The 17,463-nt window shown below is 61.2% G+C and carries 16 protein-coding genes; 4 read left to right on the top strand and 12 right to left on the bottom strand.

From position 1 onward, the window contains the following. Window positions 1–3: 3 nt before the first annotated feature. The 3 genes from ACR0FC_RS09155 to ACR0FC_RS09145 are packed head-to-tail and all read right to left on the bottom strand — an operon-like array spanning window position 4 to window position 2,407. Window positions 4–675, bottom strand: coding sequence for a CPBP family intramembrane glutamic endopeptidase (locus ACR0FC_RS09155; protein WP_170340037.1), 672 nt, complete (start codon window positions 673–675; stop codon window positions 4–6). Then, window positions 672–1,319 (bottom strand): aminotransferase class IV family protein, encoded by a 648-nt coding sequence (locus ACR0FC_RS09150; protein WP_170340035.1) that lies wholly within the window; start codon window positions 1,317–1,319, stop codon window positions 672–674. Before ACR0FC_RS09150 ends, ACR0FC_RS09155 begins: the two co-directional genes overlap by 4 nt. Continuing rightward, complete coding sequence (locus ACR0FC_RS09145; RefSeq protein WP_170340034.1) at window positions 1,274–2,407, bottom strand: aminodeoxychorismate synthase component I; 1,134 nt, start codon at window positions 2,405–2,407, stop codon at window positions 1,274–1,276. Before ACR0FC_RS09145 ends, ACR0FC_RS09150 begins: the two co-directional genes overlap by 46 nt. Before the next feature lie 172 nt (window positions 2,408–2,579). On the opposite strand from ACR0FC_RS09145, the gene carB reads away from it, so the two are divergent. Continuing rightward, a complete protein-coding gene (carB, locus tag ACR0FC_RS09140) occupies window positions 2,580–5,933 on the top strand; it encodes a carbamoyl-phosphate synthase large subunit (RefSeq protein WP_170340032.1) in 3,354 nt (1,117 codons plus the stop codon). Window positions 5,934–5,989: 56 nt separating this feature from the next. Here carB and ACR0FC_RS09135 read toward each other — a convergent pair whose 3' ends face one another. From ACR0FC_RS09135 to ACR0FC_RS09125, 3 genes are read right to left on the bottom strand one after another with little or no spacing between them, the layout of a single operon-like run. Further along, on the bottom strand, window positions 5,990–9,037 hold the full coding sequence (locus tag ACR0FC_RS09135) for an efflux RND transporter permease subunit (protein WP_170340025.1): 3,048 nt from the start codon (window positions 9,035–9,037) through the stop codon (window positions 5,990–5,992). An 11-nt stretch (window positions 9,038–9,048) separates the two neighbouring features. Next, the gene (locus tag ACR0FC_RS09130; RefSeq protein WP_170340023.1) at window positions 9,049–10,086 is read right to left on the bottom strand and encodes an efflux RND transporter periplasmic adaptor subunit; all 1,038 of its coding nucleotides are present in this window, start codon (window positions 10,084–10,086) and stop codon (window positions 9,049–9,051) included. Next, window positions 10,083–10,550 (bottom strand): MarR family winged helix-turn-helix transcriptional regulator, encoded by a 468-nt coding sequence (locus ACR0FC_RS09125; protein WP_170340021.1) that lies wholly within the window; start codon window positions 10,548–10,550, stop codon window positions 10,083–10,085. Before ACR0FC_RS09125 ends, ACR0FC_RS09130 begins: the two co-directional genes overlap by 4 nt. A gap of 166 nt (window positions 10,551–10,716) precedes the next feature. On the opposite strand from ACR0FC_RS09125, the gene ACR0FC_RS09120 reads away from it, so the two are divergent. Together ACR0FC_RS09120 and ACR0FC_RS09115 are read left to right on the top strand one after the other, a co-directional pair. Then, the gene (locus ACR0FC_RS09120) at window positions 10,717–11,841 is read left to right on the top strand and encodes a beta-ketoacyl-ACP synthase III (RefSeq protein WP_170340019.1); all 1,125 of its coding nucleotides are present in this window, start codon (window positions 10,717–10,719) and stop codon (window positions 11,839–11,841) included. A 192-nt stretch (window positions 11,842–12,033) separates the two neighbouring features. Beyond that, complete coding sequence (locus tag ACR0FC_RS09115; protein WP_170340017.1) at window positions 12,034–12,756, top strand: hypothetical protein; 723 nt, start codon at window positions 12,034–12,036, stop codon at window positions 12,754–12,756. A gap of 92 nt (window positions 12,757–12,848) precedes the next feature. Here ACR0FC_RS09115 and ACR0FC_RS09110 read toward each other — a convergent pair whose 3' ends face one another. Then, a complete protein-coding gene (locus ACR0FC_RS09110) occupies window positions 12,849–13,310 on the bottom strand; it encodes a hypothetical protein (protein ID WP_093965032.1) in 462 nt (153 codons plus the stop codon). A gap of 356 nt (window positions 13,311–13,666) precedes the next feature. Between ACR0FC_RS09110 and ACR0FC_RS09105 the strand changes: the two genes are divergently transcribed. Then, a complete protein-coding gene (locus tag ACR0FC_RS09105; protein WP_093964678.1) occupies window positions 13,667–14,245 on the top strand; it encodes a thymidine kinase in 579 nt (192 codons plus the stop codon). Here the strand turns inward: ACR0FC_RS09105 and ACR0FC_RS09100 are convergent. From ACR0FC_RS09100 to ACR0FC_RS09080, 5 genes are all read right to left on the bottom strand, one after another. After that, a complete protein-coding gene (locus ACR0FC_RS09100) occupies window positions 14,242–15,192 on the bottom strand; it encodes a 2-hydroxyacid dehydrogenase (RefSeq protein ID WP_170340015.1) in 951 nt (316 codons plus the stop codon). The two genes, ACR0FC_RS09105 and ACR0FC_RS09100, sit on opposite strands and share 4 nt — an antisense overlap. Then, window positions 15,192–15,530, bottom strand: coding sequence for a tRNA-binding protein (locus tag ACR0FC_RS09095; protein ID WP_170340013.1), 339 nt, complete (start codon window positions 15,528–15,530; stop codon window positions 15,192–15,194). The genes ACR0FC_RS09100 and ACR0FC_RS09095 overlap by 1 nt, the downstream gene beginning before the upstream one ends. Next, window positions 15,523–16,338 (bottom strand): pyrroline-5-carboxylate reductase, encoded by an 816-nt coding sequence (gene proC, locus ACR0FC_RS09090; protein WP_170340011.1) that lies wholly within the window; start codon window positions 16,336–16,338, stop codon window positions 15,523–15,525. The genes ACR0FC_RS09095 and proC overlap by 8 nt, the downstream gene beginning before the upstream one ends. A gap of 39 nt (window positions 16,339–16,377) precedes the next feature. Further along, window positions 16,378–16,878 carry a type III secretion system chaperone family protein gene (locus ACR0FC_RS09085; protein ID WP_093964674.1) on the bottom strand — a complete coding sequence of 167 codons (501 nt, stop codon included), beginning with the start codon at window positions 16,876–16,878 and terminating at the stop codon, window positions 16,378–16,380. Window positions 16,879–17,200: 322 nt separating this feature from the next. Next, window positions 17,201–17,449 carry an accessory factor UbiK family protein gene (locus tag ACR0FC_RS09080; RefSeq protein WP_170340009.1) on the bottom strand — a complete coding sequence of 83 codons (249 nt, stop codon included), beginning with the start codon at window positions 17,447–17,449 and terminating at the stop codon, window positions 17,201–17,203. Window positions 17,450–17,463 lie beyond the last annotated feature (14 nt).

Genomic DNA, 17,463 nt, shown 5'->3' with positions numbered 1-17,463 from the left:
CCCCTAGAACGGGCGCTGCACGTTGCCGGAATAGAAGAACACGCCAAGCCCGGCGGCAAAGATGATGTTGCCCGCAATCGCGTGCAGCAGCACCGCATAGAAGAACGACCCACGCTTGCGGTAGGCCCATGAAAACAGCAGCCCGCCCGCGAATGTCATCACGGTGACGATCCAGCTCCAATACATCAGGTGCGCAAAGGCAAACAGCCCGGCGTTCAGCAACGGCAAGGCCGCGCCGTTAGGCAGGACCGCGTGATAGCGGCGATAGAACAGCGTGCGGAACAGCAGTTCTTGCGGCAGTGCCGACAGCAACGGATAGCCCAGCCAGATCACGGCCAGAAATTCGGGCCGGTGCAGCAGCAGAAAAAAGGCCGCATCCGGGCGCGTGGCCATCACCAGGGCCGAACAGATCGCGGCCATTGCCAGAATGAACCCGATCACCTCGGCCCAGCGCCAGTTGCGCCAACCATAGCGCAGCTCTGCCCAGGAAAAGCCCGAGGTGCGGTGCAGCAGGGCGATCCCGACAGCGGTGAAGAAGAACAGCGCCGGAAACATCCAGTCGGGTGGAAACAGAACGGCGATCAGCAAGGGGACCGCGACATAGAACGCCACGAACTCAGCCTTCAGGCGCAGGTTCGACACCTGCAATCCACGCGCAGAACTGCGGTCGCTCATGACAGCATCACCTCAGCCGGTATCAAACCGCGCAGGGAATTGCCCATCCAGACCCAGCGCGCGGCGGCCAGGTCATGCAGGGTCAAGACCGCTTCGACCGCGCGTCCGGTTTCGATCAACTCCTCGCGCAGGATGCCCGGCAGCAGGCCCGCCGCAACCGGAGGTGTCAGCAGGCGCCCATCTTCCGTTTTGACGAACAGGTTGGTGATGGTGCCCTCGCACAGTTCATCCCGTTCGTTCAGGAACAACAGCTCGTCCACGCCGTCGGGCAATTCCGCCCGTGCCTGATCATAGATCGCGCGGCGGGTGGTCTTGTGGCGCAGCCAGATGTCCGAGGACGTCAGCCTTGTCGTCGCCAGACCCACCGTCCAGTCCGGCGGGTTGTCCGCCAGAGGCCCCGTGGTGATCTCAGGTGCACCGGTCAAGTCCAGCGTCAGCCGGCACCTTAGCGGGTCCGCGCCGATCACACCGTCCACCACTTCGCCGACGCGCCACACGTCGAACCGAACACCCAGCCAGTCAGCTGTCCGCGCCATGCGCCGCAGGTGGCGCTCCAGCCGCAAAAAGCCCTGCCCGGGCCGAAACGCAAAGGTTTCGATCAGGCGGAAATCAGGCTCAGTTGGTGCGCGAACCGGGCTTTCCATAGCGCTTCCTCGTATTCCGACGCGGCGGTGCTGTCCCAGACGACGCCCCCGCCGACGTTCAGCGTGGCCCGATTACCCTCGACCATCAAGGTCCGGATTGCGACGTTGAATTCCGACCGCCCGTCTGGGGCGGCCCAGCCGATGGTGCCGCAATAGATGTCGCGCGGCCAGGGCTCCAGATCCGACAGAATCTCCATCGCACGGATCTTGGGCGCCCCGGTAATCGATCCACAGGGAAACAGCGCCGTCAGGATGTCGGACAACCCCGCCCCCATCTGCAGCCGCGCCTGCACCAGCGACACCATCTGATGCACGGTGGCGTAGGTCTCGACCTTGAACAGCTCAGGCACCTGAACGGTTCCCGGCAGCGCCACGCGGCTGATGTCATTGCGCAGCAGGTCCACGATCATCAGGTTCTCGGCCCGGTTCTTTTCGTCCGAGGAAAGGAAATCGCGCCGCCGCGCGTCCTCGACCAGATCGGCGCTGCGCGGCTGGGTGCCCTTCATCGGCCGGGTCTCGATCATCCCGTCGGCATCGGTGCGGAAGAACAGCTCGGGCGAGCGGCTGAGCAGATCGGGCAGCCCGTCCTGCTGGACCAGCGCGCCATGGCCGACCGGCTGTCCGGCGGTCAGCCCGGCGTAGAGCGCGGCGCTGTCGCCCTCGGTTTCCAGGTCGATGGGAAAGGTCAGGTTGGCCTGATAGATGTCCCCGGCCCCGATCGCATCATGCACGGCGCGGAAGGCTTCGGTATAGCGCGCCTCGCTCCAACGCGGCTGAAATGCAGTCAGCCCGGCCGCACCGGACGGCAGGTCCTGCACGCTCGGGCCGTCGAACACCCCAAAGCACAATAGCGGCAATCGACGGTTCGCGGGCAGCCTTGCGGCCAGCTTCGGCTCAAGCGCATAGCCAAGCTCGTAGCTGGCAAATCCGGCCAGCCAGCCGCCCTGCGAGCGCGCGTCATCCAGCGCCGCCAATGCCTGGGGCACCTGCTCCGCCCGGTCGGCGCGGATCACCTGGGCGGGCCGGTCGAAACCGGTGCCCGGACCGGCGGGTCCCTGATCGAAACGAATGCGCAATTGCTTCCTCATCTGCCGTTCAGCGGCATATAGAGAATACGGTGCCAAGGGAAAGGGGGGAAAGCGGCAATTTCGCTTCCGTTTCCGATCCCCCTTGCACCTTTTGCCCGGGTCCCTATAACGCACGACAATTTGGGCGCTTGGGCGGCGCCCGCGACTCGTGCAAAATCGAAGGGACCAGGCCATGCCGAAGAGAACCGACATCCAGTCGATCATGATCATCGGGGCGGGGCCCATTGTCATCGGGCAAGCTTGCGAATTCGACTATTCCGGCGCCCAGGCCTGCAAGGCGCTGCGCGAGGAAGGGTATCGGGTCATCCTGGTGAACTCGAACCCTGCCACGATCATGACCGACCCGGAACTGGCCGACGCCACCTATATCGAACCGATCACGCCCGAGGTCGTCGCCAAGATCATCGAAAAGGAACGCCCCGACGCCCTGCTGCCTACGATGGGCGGGCAGACAGGCCTGAACACCTCGCTGGCGCTGGAAGAGATGGGCGTGCTGGAAAAATTCGGCGTCGAGATGATCGGGGCCAAGCGAGAGGCCATCGAAATGGCCGAGGACCGCAAGTTGTTCCGCGAAGCGATGGACCGCCTGGGTCTTGAAAACCCCAAGGCCACCATCGTCACCGCCCCCAAAAAAGCCGACGGTTCTGCCGACCTGGATGCCGGCGTGCAAATGGCCTTGGACGAGCTGGAAAACATCGGCTTGCCCGCGATCATCCGCCCCGCCTTTACATTGGGCGGCACCGGCGGCGGTGTGGCTTACAACCGTGAGGATTACATCCACTTTTGCCGCTCGGGAATGGATGCCTCGCCGGTGAACCAGATCCTCGTCGACGAAAGCCTTCTGGGCTGGAAAGAATATGAAATGGAGGTGGTGCGCGACACCGCCGACAACGCGATCATCGTCTGCTCGATCGAGAACGTCGATCCGATGGGCGTGCATACCGGTGACTCGATCACCGTGGCCCCTGCGCTGACGCTGACCGACAAGGAATACCAGATCATGCGCAACGGCTCGATCGCCGTTCTGCGCGAGATCGGCGTCGAAACGGGCGGATCGAACGTGCAATGGGCGATCAACCCGGCAGACGGCCGCATGGTCGTGATCGAGATGAACCCGCGTGTGTCGCGCTCGTCAGCGCTGGCGTCCAAGGCGACAGGCTTCCCGATCGCCAAGATAGCCGCCAAGCTGGCGGTGGGCTACACGCTGGACGAGCTGGACAATGACATCACCAAGGTCACGCCTGCGTCTTTCGAACCGACCATCGACTATGTCGTCACCAAAATCCCGAAATTCGCTTTCGAGAAATTCCCCGGATCCGAGCCTTACCTGACCACCGCGATGAAATCGGTGGGTGAAGCCATGTCCATCGGTCGTACCATCCACGAATCGATGCAAAAGGCGCTGGCTTCGATGGAATCGGGCCTGACCGGGTTTGACGAAGTTGAAATTCCGGGCCTGAGCATCGGCCCATGGGATGCGGTCGAAAGCAGCGACGACAAGGCACATGTCATCAAGGCCATCAGTAAGCAGACACCCGACCGTTTGCGCACCATCGCGCAGGCGATGCGCCACGGTCTGACCGACGACGAAATTTTTGCCGTCACCAAGTTCGACCCGTGGTTCCTGGCCCGTATCCGCGAGATCATCGAAGCGGAACGCACCGTCCGCAAGGACGGCCTGCCGATGACCGAGGACGGCCTGCGCCGGCTCAAGATGCTGGGCTTTACCGACGCGCGTCTGGGCAATCTGGCCGGCCGCGACGAGGCCAACGTGCGCCGCGCCCGCCACAATCTGGGCGTCACCGCCGTGTTCAAGCGGATCGACACCTGCGCCGCCGAGTTCGAGGCGCAGACGCCATACATGTACTCGACCTACGAGGCCCCAACGATGGGCGAGGTCGAATGCGAGGCGCGCCCCAGCGACCGCAAGAAGGTCGTCATTCTGGGCGGCGGCCCCAACCGGATCGGCCAGGGGATCGAGTTCGACTATTGCTGCTGCCACGCCTGTTTCGCGCTGACCGACGCGGGCTATGAAACCATCATGGTCAACTGCAACCCCGAGACGGTGTCGACCGACTACGACACCTCGGACCGGCTGTATTTCGAGCCGCTGACCTTCGAGCATGTGATGGAGATCCTGCGGACCGAGCAGCAGAACGGCACACTGCACGGCGTGATCGTGCAGTTCGGTGGTCAGACCCCGCTGAAGCTGGCCAATGCGCTCGAGGCCGAAGGTATTCCGATCCTAGGCACCACGCCGGACGCGATCGACCTGGCCGAAGACCGTGAACGGTTCCAGGCACTGGTCAACGATCTGGGCCTGAAGCAACCCAAGAACGGTATCGCTTCGACCGACGCGCAAGCGCTTGAGATCGCAGAAGAGATCGGGTTCCCACTGGTGATCCGCCCCTCCTACGTTCTGGGCGGCCGCGCGATGGAGATCGTGCGCGACATGGATCAGCTGAAACGCTACATCAATGAGGCCGTGGTGGTCTCGGGCGACAGTCCGGTGCTGTTGGACAGCTATCTGGCCGGCGCGGTCGAGCTGGACGTGGACGCGCTGTGCGACGGCAAGGATGTCCATGTGGCCGGCATCATGCAGCATATCGAAGAGGCCGGCGTGCACTCGGGCGACTCGGCCTGTTCGCTGCCGCCCTATTCGCTGTCGAAAGAGATCATCTCCGAAATCAAGGACCAGACCTACAAGCTGGCCAAGGCGCTGAACGTCGTGGGCCTGATGAACGTGCAGTTCGCGATCAAGGATGACGAGATCTACCTGATCGAGGTCAACCCGCGCGCCAGCCGCACCGTGCCCTTTGTGGCCAAGGCGACCGACAGCGCAATCGCCTCGATCGCCGCGCGGGTGATGGCAGGCGAGCCGCTGTCGAACTTCCCGCAACGCCCGCCCTACAAGGAAGGTCAGGATACCAAGATCGCCGACCAGATGACCCTGGCCGACCCGGATATGCCGTGGTTCTCGGTGAAAGAAGCGGTGCTGCCCTTCGCCCGTTTCCCCGGCGTCGATACCATCCTTGGCCCCGAGATGCGCTCGACCGGCGAGGTCATGGGCTGGGACCGCGACTTCCCGCGGGCCTTCCTCAAGGCGCAGATGGGCGCGGGCATGGTGTTGCCGTCCAAGGGACGGGCTTTCATCTCGATCAAGGATGCCGACAAGGGTCCGGCGATGATCGAGGCTGCGCAGGTTCTGGTCGAGCAGGGATTCTCGCTGGTGGCCACCCGCGGAACACAGACATGGCTGGAATCCAAGGGCGTGCCCTGTGACGTGGTCAACAAGGTCTACGAGGGCCGCCCCGATGTGGTGGACATGTTGAAGGACGGTCAGGTCCAGTTGGTCATGAACACCACCGAAGGCGCGCAGGCAGTTGAGGACAGCAAGGCCATCCGCTCGATCGCGCTCTATGACAAAATCCCCTACTACACCACGGCTGCGGCCAGCCACGCCGCCGCACTGGCCATCAAGGCGCAGGCTGAAGGGGATGTGGAGGTCAAATCGCTACAGGGCTGAAGCCCGCAGCGGACAAACAAAAAGCCCCGGCCGTTCGCCGGGGCTTTTTTGTGGGATCATGCAGTCTGCGCCGCCAACCTGCGCTGTTCTTCCCGAGAGAAGAACAGCATGTAGAACACCGGCGCGGCGACCATGGTCAGGATCGTCGCGAAAGCCAGACCACCCATGATCGTCACTGCCATCGACACGAAGAACGCGTCGGTCAGCAGCGGCGCCATCCCCAAGATCGTGGTGATCGCCGCCAGCATGACCGGGCGCAGACGCGAGACCGAGGCTTCGATGATCGCTTCGCGCAGAGGCTTGCCCGTGGCGCGGACAAGGTCGATCTCTTCGACCAGAACAATACCGTTCTTGATCAGCATCCCTGACAGGCTGAGCAGCCCGAGAAGCGCGGTGAAGGTAAAGGGCAGGCCCGTGCCCAGCAGCCCGATCACCACGCCGTTCACCGACATCGGCACCAGCAGCCAGATGATGACCGGTTGCCGGATCGCGTTGAACAGCAGCACCGAGATCAGAACCATGATCAACAGGCTCAGCGGCAGCTGTTTGCCCAGGCTGGCTTGCGCTTTGCCGGAATCCTCGAACTCACCGCCCCATTCCAGCTTGTAGCCCAGCGGCAGTTCCATGTCCTCGATCGCGCCGCGAACCTCGGAATGAACCTGTGCCGCGGTCAGGCCGGCTGGGATGTCTGCGCCCACCGTGACGGTCAGAACGCGATCGCGCCTATGCACCAGTGTATTGAGCGCTTTGTACTGGAACCCGTCCACCATCTGCTCGATCGGCACGAATTTCTGTGACTGGTCCGAATACACCACTTGATCCACGATCGAGTATTCTCCGTCCGCCGGGCGTCGCAGGATAATCGGGATCAGGCGGTCCCTCTCGCGGAACACGCCGCCGGTGATTCCGTCCGTCGAGAATTGCAGGGTGGCGGCAATGTCTTCGCGGGTAACACCGGCCGTCTGCGCACGTTCGGTCGCATAGATCGGCTGGACCGCCAATTCCATTTCACGCCAGTCGTGATGCACGTCCAGCGCATTTGGCGATGCCGCCGACATGCGCCGCACCGCCTCGTCGGCCAGTTGCCGCAGCACGACCGGATCGCTGCCCGAGAACCGCGCCTCGATCGGGGTACCGCCACCGGGGCCGAAGACCAGACGCTTGGTCCGGAATTCGCCTTCGGGGAATTGAGTTTCACCAAAGGCCTCCAGATCGGCGCGCAGGACAGGAATGTCCTCGAGCGTTTCGGTCCGGATGATCATGTGCCCATAGCTTGGGTTGGGCTTCTCGGCCGAATAGGTCAACATGAACCGCGTCGCGCCCTGCCCCACGAACGTGGTGACCGAGACGACATCATTCCGCTGGGCCAGCCAGTCTTCAAAGACTTGCATATCGGCACTCGTCCGCGCGACCGGAGTCCCCTGCGGCAGCTTGTAATGGACGAAGAACAGCGGCGTGTTGGAGTCCGGGAAAAACTGCTGTTTCACCATCGCGAAGCCGGCATAGCAGACCACGGTGACCCCGACCAAACCGGCCACCACCAGCCAACGGAACCGCAATGCCCAGCGCAGGATCGCCCCGTAGGTTCGGAACAGGATGCCGCTATAGGCGTCGACATCCACGTCCTTGCCCTGTTTGAAGAAATAATGCCCCAACAACGGTGTCGCCGTGATGGCCAGCACCCAACTCAGCAGCAAAGAGATCGCGATCACCGCAAATAGCGAGAACAGGAATTCGCCCGTCGCATCCGGGCTGAGCCCAATCCCGGCAAAGGCCATGATCCCGATGACCGTGGCCCCCAGAAGGGGGATCTGTGTCTTGGACGCGGCCTCGTCGGCAGCATCGCGCGAGTTTTTTCCCTTGAGCATGGAGATCTGCATCCCCTCGGCCACCACGATGGCATTATCGACCAGCATCCCCATCGCAATGATCAGAGCGCCCAGCGAAATGCGTTCCATCTCGATGGAAAACAGCGCCATGAACAGCAGGGTCCCGACGACGGTCAACAAAAGGGTCGAGCCCACAACGACTGCCGCGCGCCAACCCATGAATATTCCAAGCACCGCCACCACGATGGCAACCGACATGGCCAGGTTCACAAGAAAATCGTTCGAAGCCTGCTCGACCACGACGTGCTGCTGGTAGATCGGCAATACATCGACGCCTGCGGGAATTTCCACATCCAGTTCGGCCAGCTTGGCGTCTACGCGCTTTCCGACCTCCACGATGTTTTCCGTCGACAGGCCAGCAATACCCAGGGTGAAGGCTTCGACGCCGTTGAACCGGATCATGATGTCAGGATCGGTCTGGCGGGCCCGGTAGACATCAGCCATGTCAAAGAGGTTGATCACTTGCCCCTGAGAGCCAACCGACAGCCCTGCGATCTCGGACACGCTGTCCGATCCGTCGGCCGTCAGGATCGTGGTGCGATCGTCGTCTGACCGGAGCGTCCCCGACGACTGGACCGAATTGGCGTTAGCGATCGCTTCGTTGATCGACTGCAACGGCACATTCTGGTTGACCGAAATGGCCAGGTCCGGCTCGATGAAAATGGCTTCGTCGGGCAATCCCTGCACTTCAACGTCTGCAACGCCCTCAACGGTCAGCAACTCGCGCCGCAAGAAGGTCGACAACTCGTGCTTTTCGGCGTCGCTGAACCCTTCCGCAGTGACTGCATAGAAAAGACCGAACACGTCACCAAACCCGTCATTCACATAGGGTTGGCTGACACCGGACGGCAATCCACGGGCCGCATCCCGGACCTTGGCGCGCAGTCGGGTCCAGATATCCGGCAATTCGCTGCCATCGTAGGTGGACTTGATCTCGACTTCGATCAGCGATTGACCGGGGCGGTTGACCGAAGTGATGACATCGACCTCGCCCATCTGCTGGATGGCGGATTCCAAGGGTTCCGAGACCTCCTCGGCCACCTGTTCAGCCGTCGCACCGGGATAAGTGGTCAACACTACGGCGTTCTTGATGGTAAACGCCGGATCTTCGAGCCGCCCGAGCGACGAAAACCCCCAGATACCACCCAGCAGTGCAATCAGGATCACCAGCCACGTATAGATCGGCCTGTCGATCGAGGCGCGTGCGATATTCATCCTCGCCCCCTTCAGTTCGCAAAGCCGGCAAAGCGGCGCACGGTCTGCCCATCGGTCAGAACGGACCCTCCGGCCACTACGATTTCGTCGCCGTCCGACAAACCGGTCAAAACCCGGACGTCACCGGTCTGGGTAGGCTCGATGGTCACGGGAACACGCCGCACGGTGCCGACATCTGCACCGACCGGCGAAAAGACCATAACGCCCAGATTGCCCTCGGCGTCGGCGACAATCGCGGTCGGGGGAACGATGATGCCAGTGCGTTTGTCATCGACCTGAACATTGACGGTTACCGACGAACCGGGCAGCACCCGCAAGTCTTCCGGCGGCGTGAGGCCGAACTGGATCCGGAACGTCTGGCCGACGCTCGAAGTTTCGGCGTCGAATTCGCGGATTTCCAACGGGAAGACCTCGTCGCTTGCGGGGAATTTCGCCGTGATCGAAATGCCATCTTCCTGGCTGGTTCTCTGAAACAGGATTTCGGGCACATCGACCTCGATCCTCAATTCGGACAGATCGTGGATCCGGACGATCGGCGTTCCGGCGGCCACGGTGGTGAAGTTCTCGACCTCACGTCGCGATACCAGCGCGTCGAACGGCGCGGTCAGAGTCGTGTGCTCGAGGTTGTACTCGGCGTCACGCACCGCAATCGCGGCCAGTTGGGCGGCGGTTTCAGCGTCATCGACAGCGACCTGACTTGCAGTCGTCCCCCGCAGGCGCGACAGGCGGGCCACGGTGCGGTCAGCCTGATCCTTCTGAAGACGCGCACGTTCCAGTGCCAGTTCGAACGGCTCTTGGTCCAGCTTTGCAATCAGGCTGCCCTTGGGCACTTGGAACCCTTCGTTGACGGGCAGTTCCACGATCTGTCCGGCGACCTGAAACGCCAGATCGACAGTCTGCCGCGCGGCCACGCGCCCGAAGAACTGGCGTGAGAATCCGGGAGCGGTCTCATGCACCACCATAAGTTTCACAGGCTTGGTGTCGTCTTGCGCCGCAAGCGGTGCGGCCAGTACGGCAAGGGCAAGGCCCAGCGAAGTCAGCAGCTTCATTTCGTCAATCCCTCGGGTATTCCCGTTTTCAGAATGTTGTCCCGGATCTTGCGGGCAAGCCGGGCAAATTGAGCAGTTTCCTCGTCATCCAACCCAGAGGCACGGTGAAACAGCTCACCGGCGGTGGTGACCAGCATGTTGCGGGCCTCGGCACCTTTGTCGGTCAGCACCAGCAACCACGCACGGCGATCATCGGGGTCCTGCTGACGGGTCAGATAACCGGCCGCCTCAAGCGCATCGGCGGTGGCCGTAATCGTCGACGGCACGGTCAGCATGTCGGCCGCCAACACTCCCATCCGCTTGGGCTGATCCAACTTGATCAACATATGGCATTCCTGATGGCTGAGATCGGTATCGATGCAGCCGAAACTCTCTTCCAGTTTCCAGTACAGCGCATAGACGCCCATCATCGCATGGATCTCAGGGGTCAGTCGGGCCAGCCGTTCACTGATGTCTTTGGTCATGGATGCTCTCCGCACGAGTCGAGCGGTGATATACTTCGGATTCCGAACTATTCAAGATGTGAAGTTGAATTTGCGCAAACCTATGCCGTTCCCTTGGGTCAACATCTCTTGATCTGAGGGCGCTGTGACTGCATTTTGGGCGAATCCGAAACATTCAGGACCCGACATGTACACGCCCGCAATCACCGGTACCGGGGTTTTCACGCCCGAAAACGTCATCACCAATGCCGAGCTGGTCAAAGCCTTCAACGCCTATGCCGACAAGATGAATGCTGCCAACGCCGATGCCATCGCCGCGGGCGAGATGGAGCCGATGCAGCACTCCTCGGAAGAGTTCATCGTCAAGGCATCCGGCATCGAGAACCGGTACGTCATGGACAAGACCGGCGTGCTGGACCCGGACGTGATGCACCCCCTGCTGCGCCAACGCAGCGATGACGAGCCGGGCATAATGACCGAAATGGCACTGGACGCCTGCAAAAAAGCGCTGGCCCAGGCCGGGCGGACGGCGGCGGATGTCGATCTGGTGATCTGTGCCGCGTCGAACCATGAACGCGCCTATCCCGCCATTGCGGTCGAAATCCAGAACGCGTTGGGCATCACTGGTTTTGGGTTCGATATGAACGTGGCCTGTTCTTCGGCGACGTTCGGCATTCAGGCTGCGGCCGACATGATCCGGTCGGGGTCCGTACGGGCGGCGCTGGTGGTCAACCCCGAGATCTGCTCGGGGCACCTGGAGTGGCGCGACCGAGATTGTCACTTCATCTTCGGCGACGTGGCCACCGCCACGCTGATCGAACGGACCGAAGATGCCAAAGGCCCGCATTTCGAGATCCTGTCGACCCGCTGCGCGACCGAGTTTTCCAACAACATCCGCAACAACAACGGCTTTCTGCGGCGCACCCGGCCCGACGGGTTGACCGACCGGCGCGACATGCAGTTCATGCAGAACGGCCGCAAGGTGTTCAAGGAAGTGCTGCCGATGGTCAGCAAACACATCAGCGACCACATGGATTCCGAAGGGATCGAAAGCGGCGATCTCAAGCGGCTGTGGCTGCACCAGGCCAACAAAACGATGAATGATTTCATCGGCAAGAAGGTCTTGGGCCGAGAGCCGGAGCCGGGCGAACAGCCCAACATCCTGCAGGACTATGCCAATACATCGTCAGCCGGGTCGATCATCGCCTTTTCCAAATATTCAGACGATCTTCAGGATGGCGATGTCGGCCTGATCTGCTCGTTCGGCGCAGGGTATTCGGTTGGGTCCGTCATCGTCAAACGCCACGCCTGACACGCCGGCGCCGCCAGTCCACGTCCGGCGTAACAAGCGATAACCTCGAACATTTCGCCCGCGCAGGCGGACTGTTTTTGTATTCCTGAATACTTCTTCAGAATTGATACAGCACAGCTTAACCCGCGGCCTCCATCTGGAAGGCCATGCAATTCCGCATGTCAGGTGACGCTAGGTTTAGAAAGGTGCGCCATGTTCAAGAGTTCTAAGTCAGGAATGGCGGCCTGGGTTGTCGCCCCGTTATTGGGGGTTGCTGCAGCCAGCGCGGCCATTGCCGAGCCCCAGGTCTGCAACGCCAACACAGCACGGGTCGCGGCCAACAATGGTGATTATGCGGCCCTTTGCGGCTGTTCGCAGGTTACGCCCAGTTTCCTCTCGCATCTGCAACAACGGGCAGATTTCGGGTCGGTTCTTGCCAATACCTCGCAGCAGTGTCCGGGGCTGGCCAATCTGCTGAGCGATTTGCCGACCGGATCGATTTCCAACGCCAACAGCTTTGACGGCCGCGAAAACGACCCCAGCGGGTTTCAACCCGCATCGAGCACCGGCCCAGCCGCCGGCGGCGGATCCGGGTCGGGCGGCGGAAACAGTGGCCCCGGCAATGGCGGGGGGAACGATGACCCCGGTGATGGCGGATCCGACGATCCGGGCAACGGCGGCGGCAAGCCTGGCGATGGCGGCAGCAAGCCCGGCAAGGGTGGAGACAAACCCGGCAAGGGCGGTGGCAAGCCCGGCCATGGTGACGGCAAGCCCGGCAAGGTTGGCGGTCACGGCGGCGGTAAAGGCAAAAACGGCGACGGGAAAGGCGGCGGCAAGGGCAACAATGGCGGCGGCAAAGGCAACAACGGGGGCGGAAATGGGCCCGAAGGCTCAAGCCCTGGACGCGGGAACAACGCCAACAACGACGAAAACTGACAAAGGCTATGAGCTTCTTCAGCTCAGCTTGAAGAAGGCGATGCGCACATCGCCTTTTTCACCGCCCCATGACGGCTTGCCGGGAAATTAGGTCAGCTGACGCTTTCCTCTTCGAGGTGCAATTTCATCTCGATCAGAACCTGTTGCAGCAACGAGGTTTCTTTCAGCAGACGCTTGGCTTCGTTGACGGTAATGATGCCATCCTCGATCGCGGCCTGGTATTCGGTCATCAGCATCGCGAAACGCTGGCTCAGTGCGATCACGTCCGAATTGACGCCGCCGGTACGCGTACCGGTCGAATTGCGCTCATCATAGGACAAGGTGATGTTCTTCAGGTCCGCCAGGGCCGAAGTCACATGCGGGTAGCTGGCCGCGTTTTCCAGACGTGCAACCGCATCCACCGGCATGAACCGGTCACTGTGCTCGGGATTGTCGGAGTAATACCGACCTAATGTGGCCTTGGATTTCCCTGTGATCTCGCATGCTGCTTCGATCCCCACGTCCTTGACCAAAGCTTCGGTGTGCTTTTTCAGATAGGCCCCGATATCCGCCATTTTTGTACCTTTGTTCGCTGCGCCCTCTTGCCCGGCTGTCCGCACCGGGGAAAGGGAGGGGAAATTTCCCATACTCGAGTCATAATTGAAATGTCATATGTTGGCTATCCCTCAGATATGCGGGGGTTTTGTGAGTGAGTGGCGGCAGTTAATGCCGGTAAAGAGTGTTTGTGGGGCAGTATTTCAGGCCCTGCGCTGTTTCGGCCATTTCGTGGCCGGCGGTGTCGCTGTTGTGGAAGCGGGGTTATCCATCCCCAAGAGCATATGCTCGGCCTCTGCGACTGCAATGGCGGCGTCGATTCCTTTCAGGACATTGACGACTTGCTCGCGCAGCGTGAGCCGATTAGACCCAGCCCATGGCCAAGCTGTACTTTAACTACTCAACCATGAACGCAGGCAAGTCCACGGTGCTGCTTCAGGCGTCGCACAACTATCGCGAGCGCGGCATGGACACCTATCTGATGACCGCAGCCATTGACGGGCGCGCGGGCCAGGGACGTATAGCATCGCGGATCGGAATCTCGGAACAGGCCGATACGTTCAATCCCCGCGACGATGTGTTTGCGATGATTCAAGACCGTCTTGATCAGGGGAAAGTGGCCTGTGTTTTTGTGGACGAGGCGCAGTTTCTGACCGAAGAACAGGTCTGGCAATTGGCCCGCGCGGTGGATGACCTCAAAGTACCGGTTCTGGCCTACGGGTTGCGAGTGGATTTTCAAGGCAAGCTGTTCCCCGGTTCAGCGGCTCTGCTGGCCCTAGCCGATGAAATGCGCGAGGTCCGCACCATCTGCAGATGCGGGCGGAAAGCCACGATGGTGATCCGTCAGGACGAAAACGGCAAAACCATCACTCAAGGTGCGCAGGTGCAGATCGGCGGAAACGAGACCTATGTTTCACTCTGCCGGAGACACTGGCGCGAGGCCGTGGGCAGTTAGACCAGATTTGGCAACGGTCGGCCGGCGACAAAAGCCGCCACATTGTCCAAAGCCATGTGCCCCATATCCGTGCGCACTTCCTCGGTCGCGGTGCCCAGATGCGGCAACAGGGTGAGATTCTCCATCTCGCGCAGGGCCTGCGGCACGGCCGGTTCAAACTCATAGACATCCAGCCCGGCACCGGCGATCTGGCCGGTTTTCAACGCATGGATCAGTGCGGCTTCGTCCACGACTTCTCCGCGAGCGATGTTGACCAGAATAGCCGACGGCCGCATCGCTGAAAGAACCGAAGCGTCTATGAGGTGGAAGGTGTCAACACCACCGGGGACGGCGACGACCAGAAAATCGACCACAGCAGCCAGGGTCGCCAAGTCGGGAACGAACTCGGCAGGGAAATCCAGATCCTTGGGCGTTCGGGATTGATAGCTGACCTGCATCCCGAACCCGAAATGACAGCGCCGGGCAATGGCTTGCCCGATCCGTCCCATTCCGATGATTCCGACCCGTTTCCCGGTGACGTGCTGTCCCAGCATCTGGGTCGGGTGCCAGCCCCGCCAATTGCCGGACCGGACCAGCCGTTCACCCTCGCCCGCGCGGCGGGCCGTTGCCAGCAGCAGGGTCATGGCAATGTCCGCTGTTGCATCCGTGACCGCCCCCGGTGTGTTGGTCACGCGAACACCAGCAGCCTGCGCTGCCGCCACATCAATGTGATTGAAACCCACCCCGAAATTGGCCAGCAATTTGCACCGCGGAACCGTGACCATTTCAAAGACATTGGCCGAAAAGACATCGCCCAAAGTCGGAACGACCACGTCGTAGTCCCGCAATGCGCGCGCCAACTCATCAATGCTGAGCGGTGCGTTGCTATCTCGGATATCGACGTCGAACTCATCCCGCGCGCGGGCCGTGACCGCGGGGGTCATCGGTCGGGTGATCAACAGCTTCATCAGTGCATCCGCCCGCCCACGGGAACTTTGCCATCAGGACCGATCAAAACAATCTCGCCCGATTCGTCGGGCAGACCCAGAACAAGAACCTCAGACATGAACCGTCCGATCTGACGCGGCGGGAAATTGACCACGGCCAGCACTTGTTTGCCCACAAGGGATTCGGGCGTGTAATGCACGGTAACCTGTGCCGAGGTCTTGCGCTCGCCGATCTCGTCGCCGAAGTCGATCCACATCTTGATCGCGGGCTTGCGCGCCTCGGGATAGGGTTCGGCCCGGGTGACTTCACCTACGCGGATGTCGACTTTGAGGAAGTCGTCGAAGGATATTTCACTCACCGGACAACTCCTTGGATCGATCGGTTGCCGCCTTTACGGCTCGGTGCAACAGGTTTGGAAACCCTTCCTGTTCATGCATCAGGACTTCCAGCGCTGCCTGCGTCGTTCCGTTGGGTGACGTGACATTGATGCGCAATTGCGACGGATCTTCCTCGGACGCTATCGCCAGGGCCCCTGCCCCGGCAACCGTCGCCTTGGCCAAGCGCATGGCCAGATCATGCGGAAGGCCTTGCGCCTCGCCGGCGGCAGCCAGCGTTTCAATCAAATGAAAGACATAGGCCGGGCCCGAGCCGCTGAGACCGGTGACCGCGTCCATCTGCGCCTCATCCTGCAGGCGCACGGTATCACCGATGGCCGAAAGCAGATCTTCGGCCAGTGTCATGTCAGAACCCGACGTGCTGGCGTTTCCGATCAGCGCGGTAATGCCTTGCCGGATCGCCGCGGGCGTGTTCGGCATGGCCCGAATGATCGGTGTGCCAGCCCCCAGAACGCGCTCGAACGTGGCGATGGAAGTTCCGGCGGCGACCGAGATGAACAGGGTTCCACCTCCCCCAAACGCCTGAATTGCCGGCAATGCCTCGCCCATCATCTGAGGTTTGACGGCAACCAGAACGACGGCAGGTCTTTCAGGAAGTGGGGTGTTGATATTGACCCCTTGCGCCCTGAGCCAATCGGAAGGGTTGGGGTCGATCACCCATACGGATGCGGATGGCAGGCCATGTTCGAGCCAACCGGCCAACATGGCCGACCCCATCTTGCCGCATCCCAGAAGCACCAGCCCCTGATCCGCGACGCGTGACATGTCCATGATTGCCCCTCCCCTGCTTTTGCGGTTTGGGGCAAAGCTTTACGCGCGGCCGTAAGCCTCTGCAATGGCGACTTGCATCGCATCCTCGGGCGTACGGTTGCCCCAGGTTACCAACTGGATCGCAGGATAGTAACGCTCGGCGCTCAGGACAGCGGCGGTGATCATCGTGTCAATCTGTTCGGGGCTGGCCGATTGCCCGCCGCTGAGCACCAGACCGTAGCGGTAGACCATCAGCTTCTGATTGCCCCAGTAGGTGAAGGCGCCGGCCCAGCACTGGTCATTCATGCGGTTCAGCAATTCATAGAGATCGGAAACCCGGTCCTCGGGCGGCTCCATCTCGAACGAGCAGACCATCCGCAGGGTCTCGTCATAGTTGGACCAGGCCAACGTTATCGAGTAGGTGCGCCACTGTCCTTCGACCGCCATGGCGATCTGGTCGTCACCGATCCGGTCGAAATCCCAATCGTGGTGTTCAGCCAGATGTTCGACAATATCAATCGGATGAATGTCTTCTTCGAAATACTGCTCGGAAAGTGCCATGGTGCCACCTCACTTAATACCTAGCATTTCGGGGCTGGCAGCGCCCCAGCGCTAGTTGCCTGCTCTACAAGCCGGGCTTCCCCCATAGGCCTGTACTAAATATGGTGCGCTGTGGCTGGGACTCTGGCAACCCCCATTCTTGGGGATAACAGCAATAAGTTGTGGACAGCTGGCAACGGCCACCAAAATATTGGCGCACCCTGCAGCTTTGCCTTGATTTATTTTCGCAATGCGGCGAGACTCCCCACACTGCGACACCCAGCGCGGGTTGAGCGGTGTAGGGTCTTGCCAAAAATTCCGAAATGCCGATCTGCGGCTGGGCTTATTTGTCCAGCTTGGCTTCAAGCGCGGCGATCCGCGCTTCCAGTGACGCGTTTTCTTCGCGCGCTTTCTGGGCCATCGCGCGGACGGCATCGAACTCTTCTCGCGTGACAAAGTCGCGATCCGCCAGCCAGCGGTCGACCAAGGACTTCATCGCCGTTTCAGCCTCTTCTCGCGCACCCTGCGCCACGCCCATTGCGTTGGTCATCAACTGGGACATATCGTCCAGAAACTTGTTGCGGGTTTGCATGTGTCTACTCCGGA

It is taken from the genome of Ruegeria sp. BB9 (assembly GCF_056539345.1).
The sequence above is the reverse complement of the archived record's forward strand: the minus strand, read 5'-3'. Positions and strand labels throughout refer to the sequence as shown.

What these genes read in the sequence shown, in the direction of transcription:
- ACR0FC_RS09080 (WP_170340009.1), bottom strand. Translation starts at nt 17,449, where the DNA reads ATGCAAACCCGCAACAAGTTTCTGGACGATATGTCCCAGTTGATGACC.
- ACR0FC_RS09125 (WP_170340021.1), bottom strand. Translation starts at nt 10,550, where the DNA reads ATGACCAAAGACATCAGTGAACGGCTGGCCCGACTGACCCCTGAGATC.
- ACR0FC_RS09085 (WP_093964674.1), bottom strand. Translation starts at nt 16,878, where the DNA reads ATGGCACTTTCCGAGCAGTATTTCGAAGAAGACATTCATCCGATTGAT.
- ACR0FC_RS09110 (WP_093965032.1), bottom strand. Translation starts at nt 13,310, where the DNA reads ATGGCGGATATCGGGGCCTATCTGAAAAAGCACACCGAAGCTTTGGTC.
- ACR0FC_RS09100 (WP_170340015.1), bottom strand. Translation starts at nt 15,192, where the DNA reads ATGAAGCTGTTGATCACCCGACCGATGACCCCCGCGGTCACGGCCCGC.
- ACR0FC_RS09155 (WP_170340037.1), bottom strand. Translation starts at nt 675, where the DNA reads ATGAGCGACCGCAGTTCTGCGCGTGGATTGCAGGTGTCGAACCTGCGC.
- ACR0FC_RS09120 (WP_170340019.1), top strand. Translation starts at nt 10,717, where the DNA reads ATGTACACGCCCGCAATCACCGGTACCGGGGTTTTCACGCCCGAAAAC.
- carB (WP_170340032.1), top strand. Translation starts at nt 2,580, where the DNA reads ATGCCGAAGAGAACCGACATCCAGTCGATCATGATCATCGGGGCGGGG.
- ACR0FC_RS09105 (WP_093964678.1), top strand. Translation starts at nt 13,667, where the DNA reads ATGGCCAAGCTGTACTTTAACTACTCAACCATGAACGCAGGCAAGTCC.
- ACR0FC_RS09130 (WP_170340023.1), bottom strand. Translation starts at nt 10,086, where the DNA reads ATGAAGCTGCTGACTTCGCTGGGCCTTGCCCTTGCCGTACTGGCCGCA.
- ACR0FC_RS09145 (WP_170340034.1), bottom strand. Translation starts at nt 2,407, where the DNA reads ATGAGGAAGCAATTGCGCATTCGTTTCGATCAGGGACCCGCCGGTCCG.
- ACR0FC_RS09150 (WP_170340035.1), bottom strand. Translation starts at nt 1,319, where the DNA reads ATGGAAAGCCCGGTTCGCGCACCAACTGAGCCTGATTTCCGCCTGATC.
- ACR0FC_RS09135 (WP_170340025.1), bottom strand. Translation starts at nt 9,037, where the DNA reads ATGAATATCGCACGCGCCTCGATCGACAGGCCGATCTATACGTGGCTG.
- ACR0FC_RS09115 (WP_170340017.1), top strand. Translation starts at nt 12,034, where the DNA reads ATGTTCAAGAGTTCTAAGTCAGGAATGGCGGCCTGGGTTGTCGCCCCG.
- proC (WP_170340011.1), bottom strand. Translation starts at nt 16,338, where the DNA reads ATGGACATGTCACGCGTCGCGGATCAGGGGCTGGTGCTTCTGGGATGC.